General features: G+C 66.2%; 13 protein-coding genes. 2 read left to right on the top strand and 11 right to left on the bottom strand.

Going from position 1 to position 14,070, the window contains the following annotated elements; genetic code table 11:
* Positions 1-37 precede the first annotated feature (37 nt).
* The 11 genes from IDT60_RS01640 to IDT60_RS01590 form a co-directional block, all read right to left on the bottom strand.
* Complete coding sequence (locus tag IDT60_RS01640; protein WP_223883845.1) at positions 38-1,912, bottom strand: IucA/IucC family siderophore biosynthesis protein; 1,875 nt, start codon at positions 1,910-1,912, stop codon at positions 38-40.
* Positions 1,909-2,499, bottom strand: a complete 591-nt coding sequence (locus IDT60_RS01635; protein WP_191080636.1) for a GNAT family N-acetyltransferase — start codon at positions 2,497-2,499, stop codon at positions 1,909-1,911. The genes IDT60_RS01640 and IDT60_RS01635 overlap by 4 nt, the downstream gene beginning before the upstream one ends.
* Complete coding sequence (locus IDT60_RS01630) at positions 2,496-3,908, bottom strand: lysine N(6)-hydroxylase/L-ornithine N(5)-oxygenase family protein (protein ID WP_191080635.1); 1,413 nt, start codon at positions 3,906-3,908, stop codon at positions 2,496-2,498. The genes IDT60_RS01635 and IDT60_RS01630 overlap by 4 nt, the downstream gene beginning before the upstream one ends.
* Positions 3,905-5,515, bottom strand: coding sequence for an aspartate aminotransferase family protein (locus IDT60_RS01625; protein WP_370590713.1), 1,611 nt, complete (start codon positions 5,513-5,515; stop codon positions 3,905-3,907). The genes IDT60_RS01630 and IDT60_RS01625 overlap by 4 nt, the downstream gene beginning before the upstream one ends.
* Before the next feature lie 204 nt (positions 5,516-5,719).
* On the bottom strand, positions 5,720-6,049 hold the full coding sequence (locus tag IDT60_RS01620; protein ID WP_164202858.1) for a GNAT family N-acetyltransferase: 330 nt from the start codon (positions 6,047-6,049) through the stop codon (positions 5,720-5,722).
* Positions 6,046-7,392, bottom strand: a complete 1,347-nt coding sequence (locus IDT60_RS01615; protein ID WP_191080634.1) for an acyltransferase — start codon at positions 7,390-7,392, stop codon at positions 6,046-6,048. Before IDT60_RS01615 ends, IDT60_RS01620 begins: the two co-directional genes overlap by 4 nt.
* Before the next feature lie 85 nt (positions 7,393-7,477).
* The gene (locus IDT60_RS01610; RefSeq protein WP_191080633.1) at positions 7,478-7,885 is read right to left on the bottom strand and encodes a DUF1304 domain-containing protein; all 408 of its coding nucleotides are present in this window, start codon (positions 7,883-7,885) and stop codon (positions 7,478-7,480) included.
* Between the two features lie 53 nt (positions 7,886-7,938).
* On the bottom strand, positions 7,939-8,790 hold the full coding sequence (locus IDT60_RS01605; protein ID WP_191080632.1) for a class II fructose-bisphosphate aldolase: 852 nt from the start codon (positions 8,788-8,790) through the stop codon (positions 7,939-7,941).
* Positions 8,790-10,256, bottom strand: a complete 1,467-nt coding sequence (locus IDT60_RS01600) for a GntP family transporter (protein WP_191080631.1) — start codon at positions 10,254-10,256, stop codon at positions 8,790-8,792. Before IDT60_RS01600 ends, IDT60_RS01605 begins: the two co-directional genes overlap by 1 nt.
* Positions 10,257-10,441: 185 nt before the next feature.
* The gene (locus IDT60_RS01595) at positions 10,442-11,341 is read right to left on the bottom strand and encodes an NAD(P)-dependent oxidoreductase (RefSeq protein WP_191080630.1); all 900 of its coding nucleotides are present in this window, start codon (positions 11,339-11,341) and stop codon (positions 10,442-10,444) included.
* 22 nt (positions 11,342-11,363) lie between these two features.
* Positions 11,364-12,857 carry a four-carbon acid sugar kinase family protein gene (locus tag IDT60_RS01590; protein ID WP_191080629.1) on the bottom strand — a complete coding sequence of 498 codons (1,494 nt, stop codon included), beginning with the start codon at positions 12,855-12,857 and terminating at the stop codon, positions 11,364-11,366.
* Between the two features lie 143 nt (positions 12,858-13,000).
* Between IDT60_RS01590 and IDT60_RS01585 the strand changes: the two genes are divergently transcribed.
* Complete coding sequence (locus tag IDT60_RS01585; protein WP_191080628.1) at positions 13,001-13,705, top strand: FadR/GntR family transcriptional regulator; 705 nt, start codon at positions 13,001-13,003, stop codon at positions 13,703-13,705.
* 90 nt (positions 13,706-13,795) lie between these two features.
* Positions 13,796-14,014 (top strand): dodecin, encoded by a 219-nt coding sequence (locus IDT60_RS01580; protein WP_164202873.1) that lies wholly within the window; start codon positions 13,796-13,798, stop codon positions 14,012-14,014.
* The last annotated feature ends 56 nt before the right edge of the window (positions 14,015-14,070 follow it).

Below are 14,070 nucleotides of genomic sequence, written 5' to 3'. Positions count from 1 at the left end.
TTAACCCGTGGCAGCACTCGTAACGGCCCCGCCGACGTCAGGCGAACCGCGCGAGCGGGTTTGCCAGCCGACCGGCCATCTGCAGCCCGCCCGAGGGGTCCGTCAGGTCCAGCATTTGCTGGTTGTTCCGCAGCTGCAGCCGGTTGAGGCACGAGAGTTCGAAGTCCGGCGCGAACAGGTCATGGCGGGCAAACTGGCCGGCCAGTTCGGGGTGCTCTGCCTGGTACTCGCGGATGGCCGCGGCCGCGGTGCCCCAGAACTCGTCTACGCCGGCCTTCCCGTCCTCCACCAGCAGCGCGCCGAGGAACCGGAAGATGCAGTCAAAAACGTCGGTGAAGATGGCCAGTACCTTCTCGCCGTCGGGGATATCCGCCTTGATCCGGGCAACCTCCGGCGGCAGGTCCAGCCTGTCCCCCATCACCACGATTTCCTCGGCGATGTCCTTCATGATGGCCTGGACCGGCACACCGTCTTCCAGCACCAGGATCACGTTTTCGCCGTGCGGCATAAAGGCGAGTTCGTACTTGTAGAGGCAGTGCACCAGCGGGACCAGATAGGCCTCGAAGTAGCGGCGCAGCCACTGAACGGGTTCCAGCCCGGACCGCTCCATCAGGGCGGACACCATCGGCTTGCCGGCGGCATCAACGTGCAGCAGCGAGGCCATGGTGGTCAGCTGCCGGCCGCCCGCCACCAGCGGCAGCGGGCTTTCCCGCCACAATGCGGACAGCATCTTCCGGTAGGGCGAGCCCTTGGCGGACGCGGCCTCGTAATATCCGTTGTGGTACCCAATCGCGGCGATTTCGCTGATCATGGCCAAACCGCGCTGCTGCAGGGCATTGTCGGACAGGATCAGAGCCTGCAGCCAGTCGTTGATGGCGGGTGTGGCTTTCATGTACTGCGGCGAGAGTCCCCGCATAAAGCCCATGTTGAGGACGGACATGGCGGTTTTGACGTAGCTCTTGGCAGGCGTGCTGGTGTTGAAGAACGTGCGGATGGACTGCTGGGCCTGGTAGCTGTCCTCTCCCGTGCCCAACGGGATGATGTGCTGCTGCGCGATTTCGGCCGCGAACGTCACGGTCAGCTTGTTTTCCCACTGCCAGGGGTGCACGGGCATCAGGAAATATTCATCGGGGTCCACCCTTTGGGCCCTGAGCTCCGCGTCAAAAGAAGCCAGGGCCGGAGCACCGAGCTCGGCCTCCAGGTGGGCGCGGTAGTTGAGCCCGGCACTGGCGGTGAACACCGCCCTGCTGCGGTGCACCCCGATCCATTCCAGGCGGACAGGCTCACCGGTCTCCGGAGCAAAGGCCCGGTAGTCGCTGATGCCGAAGCCCAGCCTGCCGTTGTTCGCCACAAAGCACGGATGGCCTTCCGTCATGCTGCGCTCGATGGCCTGGAAGTCAGCGGCAACATCCGCGCCGCCGGTCACTCCTGCTGCGAGTTCCTGCGCCGACGGCTGCCCCAGCCACTGCTTGTAGGCATGGCCTGCCAGGGTGCTGCTGATCTCCTCCAGATACACCGGCAGCATCTCCTCGCGGATCTCCAGGGTGTCGCTGAATTCGGTGATAAAAAGCAAGGCGTCCGGAGCCGCATCCTCGCCGCTGCGCGTGCATCGGATGGAGGCCGGGTCCACGGACCAGTGCTCCAGCTGCAGGACGCGGGCGGTAAACGAGTACGCCGTCAGTCCGTCGTCGCTGCGGACCACGTAGGCCGCTGGTCCTGACGGGTGGTCCGTATCGGGGCCGGAGCCGGAGCCCAGCCGTTGTGGGGTCAGGAGACGCTCGTGCAGGAACTCGGCCAGGGCCTTGCGGACAAGGTGGCGGTTGGCTGCGGCCCAGCGTTCCGGTGAGAGGTGGGGAACAGTGTTGCCGGTGTTGACGGAGCCGGCGCTGGCGGGAATCTCAAGAGTGGTCACAGTGCGGCTCCATGGTGGACGGCGTGGGAAAGCTGGCGGGTAGGGGCTGAACGGTGATGCAGCGCCGCGCGGGCTGTGTGATAGTCGCTGCGCGTGCAGAAACTGAGCAGCGCTTCCTTGTCGGGCAGGGTGATGATCCCTGCCGGCTGGAAGCCCAGCCGTTCGTTGAGCACGTGGATCCTGGTGTTCCTGGCGTCCGGTTCCACCACCACGCGCTCCACGCCCGGATCGAGGAACAGCCGTTCCAGGACCGCGTCCATCACCTCGGCCGTGTACCCCGGTTTAGGCGCTCCCGACGGCGGCCCCACCAGCAGGTGCATGCCGATATCACCGTGCTGCACCGCGTAGGCCGCGGCCAGCGGGGACGCGGACGGCAGGTACTCCTCCATCAGGAAGGCGGGGACGCCGCCGTCGAGCCCAAAGACAGCATGGTGATGCCCGGTTGCCTGGATCTTTGAGTACTCCTCCACAACCTCTTCAACGGTGGCGGCCTGCATGCCCCAGAAGGCGGCATAGGGCCGGGTCACCCAGCTGTGGAGGAGGGGTGCGTCGGCCACGGCATCAACACAGCGGAAAGTGAAGTTCATGCCGGCACCTCCGCTTTCCGGGTGAATGCCTCTGACGCGGCCGGGGAAGCAGCGGCTGGCGGGGCAGCATCCGGGCTGCCTGCTGGCGGTCCGAACTGCTGGAACGCGATGCTGCGCTCCACCGGGTAGACCTCCCGGCCGGTGATCTCGCGCAGGATGCACGAGTTGCGGTAGGCCGCCATACCCAGGTCCGGGGTGACAAACCCGTGCGTGTGAAGCTCGGCGTTCTGGACGAAGATTTCGCCGGGTTCGACGCCCGTGCTGTAGTTGCGGGCCACGGCGAACCTGCCGGCGGAGTCCCGGGCGATGCGCTCCTGGATCCCGGCAAGAAACCCCGGCTCGCGGTAGGTGTAGCCGGTGGCCAGCACCACTGCTTCGCTGTCGAGGGTGTAGTCGGCGCCCTGTTCCTCATGCCGCAGCTGCAGGGTGTGGGACCCCGCAGTGTCATTCCAGGAGCCGCCTGTCAGCGACGAATGCGTCAGGAGCCGGGTGTCCACCATGCCGGAGAGGCTCTTGGTGTAGAGGAGGTCGTAGATGGCATCGATGAGCTCGGAGTTGATGCCCTTGTAAAGGTTCTTCTGGCTCTTGATGAGGCCGTCCCGCTGGTCCTGCGGCAGCCCGTGGAAGTAGTCCACATACTCGGGCGAGGTCATTTCCAGCGTGAGCTTGGTGTACTCGAGCGGGAAGAAACGGCCCGAGCGCGTGACCCAGTTCAGCTGGTACCCGCAGGCGTCGATGTCCTGCAGGAGCTCGTAGTAGATTTCCGCGGCGCTCTGGCCGCTGCCCACGATGGTGATGCTCCGCCTGGCCTGCAGCTCACTCTTCCTCGACAGGTAGTCGGCGTTGTGGAGGACCAGTCCCCCGCCGCCGCTGGCAGCGGCCCCGACGATGCCGTCACAGGCCGCCGGAACGTATGGCGCGGTTCCGGTGCCCAGCACGAGGCGCCGCGCCAGCAGCACCTCCGGCCCGTCCGGACCTTCGGCGGAAAGGCGGTAGACCCCGGCGTCGTACGTCACATCCAGCACGGCCGTGCTAAAACGCACGGACCGCAGCTGCCCGGCCACCCACTGGCAGTACTGGTTGTACTCGGCCCGCAGCGGATAAAAGTTCTCGCGGATATAGAAGCGGTAGAGCCGCCCCGTCTGCTTGAGGAAGTTCAAGAATGAATATGGCGACGTGGGATCGGCGAGGGTTACCAGGTCGGCCATAAACGGCACCTGCAGGTGGGCCGGTTCCAGCATCATGCCGGGGTGCCAGTCGAAGTGCTCCCGCTGTTCCAGGAAGATGCCGTCCAGCCCGTCCACGGGCTCGCTGAGCGCGGCGAGCCCGAGGTTGAAGGGCCCGACGCCGATCCCCGCGAAGTCGTAAATGCGCGGTTCAGTGGGGGTAACCAAGTCAGGGGTGCTCATGCGGACACCTCGCTGGTGCCGACGCTGGTGCGGGCCAGCAGGCCCGCACCGGTGCGGCGCAGCAGTTCGATGATCTCGCTGATGTCCTCCAGGGTTGCCTCGGCATTGAGGAGCGTGAACTTCAGGTAGTGGCGGCCGTTCACCGTAGTGCCTGCCACCACGGCCTTCCCTGAAGCGAAGACGGCGGCGCGGATGGCCGGGTTAAGGGAGTCGGCCTCGTCGTCGGAAAGTTGGGCCCCGCCCGCTCGCGGCCGGTACCGGAAGACCAGCGTGCTGAGCTGGGGTTCGGCGGCGAGCTCGAAGTCGGGATCGGCGGCCAGCACGGATCCCACCCGGGCGGCGAGGTCGATCGCCTCGTCAAACAGGGCCCCGAGGGCCTCCGCGCCCATGATGCGCAGTGTCAGCCACAGTTTGAGCGCATCGAAGCGGCGGGTGGTCTGGATGCTTTTGTCCACCTGGTTGGGGATCTCGGCCAGGGCAGCGCTTTCCGGGTTCAGGTAGTCCGCGTAGTAGGTGACGTGCCGCAGCATGGCGCGGTCCCGGACCAGCAGGGCGCTGGAGCTGACGGGCTGGAAGAAAGTCTTATGGAAGTCCACGGTGACGGAATCGGCCAGGCGTGTGCCGTCCAGCAGGTGGCGGTAGCGGTTCGACACCATGAGCCCGCCGCCGTACGCGGCGTCGATGTGGAACCAGGCGCCATAGGCACGGGCCAGGGCGGCGAGTTCAGCGAGCGGGTCCACCGCGCCGAAGTCGGTGGTCCCGGCGGTGGCCACAACAGCCATCGGCAGCAGGCCGGCGTCCTGCGCTTCGGCCATCGCCTCGGCGAGCGCGGCGGGGTCCATCCGGTGGTCCGGGGCGCAGGGCACGGAGGTGACGGCGTCGAAGCCCAGGCCCAGCATGGAGGCCGATTTCTGGATGCTGAAGTGGCTGTCCGCGGAGGTGAAAATGCGCAGCTTCTCAAGGAGGGACGGCAGCCGGAGCCGCGCATTTTCAGGCAGGCGCCGGAGGCCGGCAACCGCGTGGTTACGGGCGATCAGCAGGGCCTGCAGGTTGGACTGGCTGCCGCCGGAGGTAAACACGCCGTCGGCTGCAGCCCCCAGCTGCAGCCGCTCGGCGGTCCAGTCGATGAGGCGGCGTTCGATCATGGTGGCGCCGGCGCTCTGGTCCCACGTGTCCATCGAGGAGTTCACAGCGGAGAGGATGGCTTCACCCACCAGCGCGGGGATCACCACCGGGCAGTTCAGGTGGGCGGCGTACTTGGCGTCGTGGAAGTAGATGGCGTCGCGGAGGTACACGGACTCGAGTTCTTCCAGGGCGGCGGCGGTGTCCGGCAGCGGCCGGTCAAGGTCCACAGCGCCGATGCGTGCCTTCATGTCGGCAGGTCCGACGCCGGTGAACGGCTGGGTGGTCCGGTCCAGTTTGGTGGCGACGACGTTGACGCCCTGCAGCACCTGCGCCACGTAGCGGGTGGAGTTTCTGGAATTGAACAGATGGTTGGAGGCCGCGAGGGCGAGCTCGACGCGGGAGCCGAAGTCCTGCCCGGGCAGGGCTCCGGCCACCGGGTCGTCATCTACTTCCATCTCATCAACAGGGGGCAGCAAGGGCACGTTGGTCATCCTTAGTTCGACATGGGGCTGTCAGCAGCAAGGTAAGACTTACTTAGGTGACCCTTATAGTCAAACTTTAGTGACCTATTTATCCGGAACCGCGGAAATACGCGTATTTTTGGGCGTTGAAGCGTGTCATTGACTGGCCCGCACGGGGAATCAGGTGCAGAATGCCCCGCGCAGGGATGGTCTCAGCAGCGTGATCTAGTCCTCGGGCCAGTCGATGTGCTGCTCGTAGCCTTCGTGCTGGCGGAGGTAGCCGGCGATGAACGGGCAGTGCGGAATGATCCGTTTCCCTGATGCCACGACGTCGTCCAGGGCGAAGTGGGCAAGGACCTTTCCCAGCCCCTGGCCCTTGAATTCCTCGGCGGTCTCGGTGTGGCTGAAATCCACGTGCCCGGGCCGGTCATCAAAAAAGGACTGGACGGCGATCTTCCCGCCCACCTTCAGCTCGTAGACGTGCTTCTCATCATTCCGGGCCAGCGAAACATCGGGGCTGAACTTATCCTCTGTGGAAACCATGTTCTCAGTCATGGTTCGACATTGGCACTACTCGGCCCCGCTGGCAATGGCCCGCCTACCCCTCCCTGACGCTTAGGGGACGGGTTGGCGGTGACCCGCTCGGGCATTCTGCCCAGCAGCAGGACGGCCAGCGCAAAGCAGGCCGCGCCGCCTCCGAGCAGTCCCAGCGTCAGTCCGTTGAAGGCGGCGTCCGCCACCGGGATGAAGACGACGACGGCGGCCGTCACCACCGCAGCGGCGGGCCTGCCGCGGGTGTGGACAGACGCCGTCGGACGTTCCTCAAGGCGCCCGAACGCGGCCAGCACGGGCAGGAGCAGGGCGATCACCCCCAGAAGAACCAGTGGCCGCGCCCACCACCATGCCGCGGTTCCGGCCGCAGGCTTGGGGAAGTCGGTGAGGAGCAGGAGCCCGGACATGGCGGCGAGCAGCGGCAGGTGCCACAGGTACACGGTCATGGAACGCCGCCCGGCCACCATCACCATCGCCCGGACCCAGCGCAGGCCGGCAACCCAGCCCAGCTCCGGCCGGAAAAGCTGGAGCGCGGCTGCCTGCGATATGCCCAGGAGGAGCAGGGTCAGGTTGGGCGGGTTAAGGTTCACCAGCATGTTTCCGGAATAGAGCCCGAGGCCGGTGACCACTCCGAGCAGGAGGTTGGCTGCGATGATCAGTCCCAGCAGGCCGGAGCGCGTGAGCTTCGCGAAGTGGCCGTCTGCTACGAGGAAGCCCACCTGTTGGACGGCGCACCAGAGGAACACCAGGTTGGCGTAGGCGAGCAGCGGCAGGGCCCCGCGGAAGCAGTCGACGGCAACCACCAGGGCGGCCAGGGCGGTGAAGGTCAGCCAGGGTGCGCGGTGATGGAAGCGGGCCAGCAGCGGGATGTTCAGCTGGGCTGACAGGTACGCGGCGAGGAACCACAGCGGCATACCTGCGCCGGTGGCCAGCAGCTGGATCACCTGCGGGTCCACACCCGTGAGGAGGGCAGCCCACAGCCCCAGGAACATGGCCGCGAGGAGCGCGGCCGCCGGCCGGACCAGCCTCAGCAGCCGGGCCTGGGCAAACTCGAAGCCGGTGCCGCCGTCCGCAGTGAGCCGCCGCCAGGATTGCAGGCCGGTGGTGCCGCCGGTGACGAAAAACAGCGGCATCACCATAAAAATCCAGATAACCGGCTCAAACCAGGGCTGGTCCCCCAGCGTGTTCGCCGAGGTTACGGTACCGTCGGGGTGCAGGACAGGGCTGACCATCATGCAATGGCTGACCACCACCAGTGCCAGGCAGATAAACCGGACAAGGTCGATGACCAGGTCACGCTCCCTGGCCGGCGTATCTTCCGGCGCGGACTCCCTCACATCACTCATGCGCAGCCCCTACAAACGGCGGATGATGTTGTTGACTCAATTGTCCGCCCCGGGCCCTGAGTCGGCCAGAAATTCGCGGACCTGCTCAGCCCGCCGTCACCGCCAGTACGCCCAGTACGACGGCGAGCAACGGCGTCGTACCTTGCAGGACCGCAGGGCGGAGGTACTTCCGCCCGCTCAGCGCGAGCACCACGGCTGCCAGCAGCATGGAGCCGCAGCAGCTGAAGACGAGTGTCCAGCCCACCACCTGCTGCGCGGATCCGCTGGCCCCTGCCGCCACGAGGCCGGCCCCGATAAACGCGCCGATAGCCAGGAACAGGTTGTAGAAGCCCTGGTTGTAGGCGAGGGGCTTGGTGGTCTCGGCGTCGGCCTGGGACGCAAGGCCGAACCGTTTCCAGGTGGCTGGCCGGGTCCAGGTGAAGGACTCCATGGTGAAGATGTAGACGTGCAGCGCCGCGGCGAGGAAGGCAAAAAGGAGGGAGGCCAGGATCATGTGCTGATCCTAGCCTCCCTCCGCTGCGCTGGCTCCGTGGGAGGAGCCGGCACTCAGCGCGTCAGCATCCCCAGCGCCGCGCCGGCGAATTCCCTGGCTGACGTGTTCCAGTGGCCCAGCAATCCCTGGAGATTTTCCCCATCGGTCCGGTGCGCTGGCAACTGCTCCTGGAGCGTGGACAGGACGCCGGTGCGGAGCTCGGTATTGAAGTTCACCTTGCCCACGTTCATGGCGGCGGCCTTCACCAGCTCGTCCGCCGGAATGCCGGACGCGCCGTGAAGCACCAGCGGGATGTGCGTCCGTACGGCGATGTCCTGGAGCACGTCCCAGCGCAGCTGCGGCTCGCCCTTGTATTTGCCGTGCACGTTGCCCACGGCGACAGCCAGCAGTTCGGCGCCGGTCCGGGCCACGAATTCCTCCACCTGGGCGGAATCAGTCAGGCCTGCAACGGCCACGCCGGCGGAGTCCGCGCCGAAGGCCCGGTCCTCGTCGCCGGCCAGCCCGCCGAGTTCCGCTTCAAGCACGACGTCGGCACCCAGCAGCGCGCGCGCCTGGCGGACCAGCGCGATGTTGTCCTCAAACGGCAAGGAGGAACCGTCGGCGAGGACCGAATCCGCCCCCGCGGCGACGGCGTCGACCATCACTTTCAGGTCCGAGGCGTGGTCCAGCTGGACGGCCACCGGAACGGACGCGGCATCTGCCAGCCCGCGGAACGCTGCAATCAGCCGCAGGCCGTTGGAGGTGGCGGCCGTTTTGGGGGCAACCAGCAGGATGACACCGCGGCCGGCCTCCTCGGCGGCGCCCACGACCGCCAGGGCGGTGGTGAAGTCGTAGCAGGTGAAGGCGGGAACAGCCGAGCCCTGCTGCAGGGCTGTGGTGACCAGGTGGTCGAGTCGGGTGCGCATCAGACGCTCAGGCCTCCCACCAGGATCCAGGCGACGTAGGTCAGGAGGAAGCCCGCCACGCCCAGCACGGTGGTGAGGACGGTCCAGGTCTTGAGTCCGTCCGAGACGGTGAGGCCGTAGTAGCGCACCACGGTCCAGAAGCCGGCGTCGGTCACGTGGGACAGGCCCAGTGAGCCGAAGCCGATGGCGATGACGATGACGGCGATCTGCGCAGGCGAGTAGCCGCCTTCCATCACGGCGGAGGTCAGCAGTCCGGTGGTGGTGACGATGGCGACGGTGGCCGAACCCTGGGCTGCGCGCAGTGCCAGTGAGATGACAAAGCCGAGCACAATGACGGGCAGTCCCAGGTGGTCCAAGGTCTGGGAGAGGGCGGCACCGATTCCGGAGGTGCGCAGGACCTCACCGAACACACCACCGGCGGCCACCACCATCAGGATGGAGGCGATGGGAGGCAGCGCGCCTTCGAAGATCTCGCCGGTTTCCTTGAGCGACCAGTTGCGGCGGACGGCCAGCAGGAAGAAGGACAGTGCCACGGCCACCAGGAGCGCGAAGAACGGGTTGCCGATGAACGCAGCCAGGCCGTACCAGGAGTTGTCCTTGGGGATGGTGAGCGTGCCAAGGGTACCGATGAGGATCTGCACGATGGGAGCCGCGATCAGGAAGATGATCAGGGCCGGACGCGGCGGGGCGATGCCTGCGGCGCCGGGGCCCACGTGGCCAACTTTGACCAGGGAATCGGAACCGTATTCGTCCACCTGGGCCTTGACGCCGGGGAGGAGTTCGTATTCCTTGCGGTTCATGATGCTGGCAACCCAGTAGGAGAGGAAACCGAGCGGGACACAGATCAGCAGGGAGATCAGGGTGATGAGGCCGATGTCGGCGCCGAACACACCCGCGCCGGCCACGATGCCCGGATGGGGCGGAACGGCGACGTGGATGGAGAGCATGATGCCGGCCATGGGCAGGCCGAACTTGACCGGGTGCACGTTGGCGATCTTCGCGAAGGCGTAGACGATCGGGACGAGCACAATGATGCCCACCTCGAAGAACACGGGGATGGCCACCAGGAAGCCGACGGCGGTGAGGGCCACGGCGACGCGCTTGGCGCCGAGCTTTTCCGTGAAGTGGGCTGCCAGCGACTGGACGCCGCCGGAAACTTCGATCATCCGGCCCAGGACAGCGCCGAGCGCAATCAGCAGCGCCACTTTGCCCATGGTTCCGCCCACACCGGTGGCGACGACGGTGAAGACGTCCTTCAGCGGGATCTGGGACGCCACGGCCACGGCAATGCTCACCGTCAGAAGCGCCACAAAGGCCTGGATCTTGAAGCGGATGATCATCACCAGCAGGACGGCGATGCCGAGGGCCGCGATGGTGAGCAGCAGCGGAGTACCCAGCTCCACTGCGGGTTTGATGGCTGGGGCGTCGGCGGCCCGCACCATCAGCGAGTTCATCAGGGGGTTCATTGCGGGTGTCTCCTTTGACAAGCCAGTCTTCCAGAAGACGGGCTGACGGGCGCTAAATATTTCTGCTTGGGAACAGTGCTTTGGGACTGCGGGAATTGCGGGAGGTACGACGACGGCGGAACGGGGGAACGCCGTCGTCGTACGTTCCTGGGGGTGCCTGAGGCGGGGTACTTAGGCGGCGGGGCTCACGCGGTGCGCTTGATGGGGGCGACAACCTTGATGACGGCGGAGTCGTCAGCGGCGGCGAGGCCCTGGGCCTGGCCCAGCAGGTAAAGCTGCTCGGCCGCGGCGGCGACGGGAGCGGCAAGACCGGCGGCGCGGGTGGCCTTGCCCACGATGCCCATATCCTTGACGAAGATGTCCAGGCGGGACAGGACCTCTGCGCCTTCCTCGGTGTAGGCCTCGAGGATGCGCGGGCCGCGGTTGGAAAGCATAAACGAACCTGCGGCACCGGCTTCGAGGGCAGCGAGGGTCTTGGCCTGGTCCAGGCCGAGGGCGTCGGCGAGGGCCATGGCCTCGGCTGCGGCGGCGATGTGGACACCGCAGAGGAGCTGGTTGACGGTCTTGAGGGCCTGGCCGTCGCCGGGCTTGTCGCCCACCACTGTCAGGGTGGAGGCCAGGAGCTCCAGCGCCGGGTTTGCCTTTTCGCGGGCCTCGGGGCTGGCTCCGACGACGATCAGCAGGTCACCTTCGCCGGCGCGCTTGGGGCCCCCGGACAGCGGAGCGTCCACGAGTTCCACGCCGAATTCGGCAAGCTTGGCCACTGTGGCGGGGATGGCTTCGGTGCCCACGGTGCTGCCGAGGATCACAACGGCGCCCGGCTCAAGCACGGAGGCCACGCCGTTCTCGCCGAAGAGGACGTCATTGAGCTGTTCGCCGTTGCGGACGGCGAGCAGGAGGGCGTCGGCGCCCTTGGCCGCTTCGCGGGCCGTGGCGAAGGTGGCGATGCCGGCTTCTTCGGCGAGCTTCAGGCGCGGTTCGGCGATATCGAAGCCGTGGACGGTCAGCTGGGACGCGAGGCGGGTGGCCATGGGCAGGCCCATAGCGCCAAGGCCCAGGACGGTGACGGTGTAGTTGCTGGTCATGAGGTTCTCCTTCGAATTCTGGCTAGAAAGTGTTGCTGAGCTTGCGGGTGACGTCGGCGAGCGACTGGTCGTCGCCCACGTTGCCGGCGAAGACGATGTACGGGATGCCTTTGGCGGGGCCGTCCACCGGCTCCCAGAGCGAGACGATGCCCGGCAGCATGGGACCGCGGACAATGGCGTGGCGGATTTCCAGGCCGTGGGCGGCAACGTCCGAGGACGTGATGCCGCCCTTGGCGATGACGAACCGCGGCGGGAAGGTCTTCAGGGTCCGGTTCACGACGGCGACGACGGCGGCGGACACCGTGCGCGCGATCCGCAGGCTTTCGGCGGCGTCGTCTGTCCTGATGAGCAGGCGGCTGGTGTGGACGATGACGTCTCCGCCGCGGAGGGCCTCCACAACGCTGTTCACCGTCTGGTTCAGGTAAGCGTCTGCGGCTGTTTCGGTTTCGGCAGCAAGCAGTTTCTCGACGTCGATCTCCACAATCCGAGCCGCGCTGTGCTGCTCGGTCAGGGCCTTGAGCTGGCGGGTGGTGACACCAACGTGCGAGCCGACCACAATGAGGCCGCCTGCCTCGGAGGGTGTGTTGCCGGCGTAGGCCTCGGCGCCGCTGAGTTCGGCCCGGATCTCCTGGCCGATCCGGGCGCGTCCGAACGGCGGGCCTACGCGGTAGAGGAGCTTCTTGCCGCGGCGCTCGGCTTCTTCGAGGCCCAGTGAGAGGGCGCGGAGGTCGTTTTCGGTGACGATGTCGGCCACGATCGGTGTGGAGTCCGTGGCCGGTTCGATGGCGTCGGCGATGGCCTTGGCGGTGATCTGCGGATCAGTGGAGGCGCGGATGATGTTCAGGTCCAGGACGATCACGGACTCGGCGGCGAAGCGGCCTTTGGACTTCTCTTCGACGTACTTGGCCAGCTCGGAGTTGGCGTAGCCAAAGCTGGCATCCTTGGCGAATTCGGTCTCCGCGGCAGGCGTGAGCTTGCCTGCGTCGTCACCGGTTCCGCGGGTGTAGTGCACCCCGCCGATGGTCACCCGGCCGGCGTCGGGGAATGCCGGAACCATCACAACACCGTCGGTCGCTTCACCGCTGACCTCGGCCACGGTGGCGGCGATGACATCAGGTTCGAGCGGGTAGTGGCCGCGGAGGGTGGAGTCGCTGCGGCTGACGAAGCCGAGGCGGAGGCCGGAAGTTGTGCTGTCGACGGATCCGGCGGCGGCGAGCGCGTTGCGGACCACTTCCTCGTTGCGGGCGGCAGCTTCGGCGGGGTCCAGGCTTCGGGTGTTGGTCAGCACGTAGACGGCCGGCTTGGACTGGCCGAAGGCCCACGCGAAGTCCTCGACTTCCCAGCGGGTGAGCACGGGCAGATCTGCCACGGACTGCGTGCCGGTGGGGTCGTCGTCGAGCACTACCAGCATGCGGGGAGCCTCCGCGCTGGAGGCGGCGACGGCGTCGGCCACAAGACGGGCGGGAATCCGGACTTCGGCAGGGAAAGCGGCCAGGAGGTCTGCTTCAAGCGTCACTGTGCACTCCGTTGTGAGAAATCTATAAGTGTTGAGGTATCTGTAAGATGTCTGACATCTAACATTTCAAATAGTGTGGCACAGGACATACGAACGCGCAAGTAGACTTGTCAGACATATTTAGCGAGGGCGCAGGGGGAAATATGGCTCGGAAATCACTGGTCGGCGTTGTTGCCGATGAACTGCTGGACCGCATCATCGCCGGGGACTTTCCGCCGGGTTCCAGCGTGCCCGGCGAGCTTGAGCTGAGTGCCAAGCACGAGGTCAGCCGGATGACCGTGCGCGAGGCCATGAAAACCCTGGAGGCGCAGCGGATCCTGAGTGTGGAACGCGGCCGCGGCACTTTTGTGAATCCACTGAACCGCTGGGCCTCGCTCGAAGCCGTGCTGCGCGCCGCCTCGGAGGGACAGAACGAAGCCTCGGCCTCAGTGCAACTGATCGAGCTCCGCCGCATGCTGGAGACGGGTGCGTGTGAACTCGCCGCCACCCGGATCAGCGACGCCGACATCCAGGCCCTGTTCGGCTATGTGGGCGCGATGCGTACAGCCCATGAAGTCAATGACCTGGCAGCGTTTGTCGAGGCCGATCTCGCCTTCCACGACCTGATCCTGCGGGCTTCGGAGAATGTTTTTGTGGCCGTCCTCTTCGAGCCGCTGCACCGCGTCCTGGAAAAGCGCCGCGCGGAAACATCTGCCGTGCCCACCATCCAGGAGCACGCGATCGGCCACCATCAGAACATTGCCGAGGCCCTGGAGTCGCGCAATCCGGCCAAGGCCAGGGAAGCCATGGATTTCCATATGCAGCAGACCCTGGACGACCTCAAAACCCTGGTGCTCGGAACGCCGTAGCTCCGCCGGCTCTGGCCACGCCCGGAATTCGCCACTAGTGTTCAAGGACGGCCCGCAACCGGGAATCGACGGCGATCACGAGGAGCGAAGTTGTCCAATCACACGTACAGCATTACTGAAATTGTCGGCACGTCTGAAGAGGGCGTCGACGCCGCAGTCCGCAACGGCATCGCCGAAGCCAGTAAGACCCTGCGCAACCTTGACTGGTTCGAAGTGAAGGAAATCCGCGGCCATCTCGAAGACGGCAAGATCGCGGACTGGCAGGTGCGGGTCAAGCTGGGTTTCCGGCACGAAAGCTCAGGCTCCTAGCCCCGACAATGACGGTTTTCACGGATGGCCGCGCCGCAAAGGCGCGGCCATCCGTG

Origin of the sequence: Pseudarthrobacter sp. BIM B-2242 (assembly GCF_014764445.1) — a bacterium.
GTDB lineage: Bacteria > Actinomycetota > Actinomycetes > Actinomycetales > Micrococcaceae > Arthrobacter > Arthrobacter luteus_A.
Note: the sequence above shows the minus strand (reverse complement) of the source record. Positions and strands in the feature narration are given on the sequence as shown.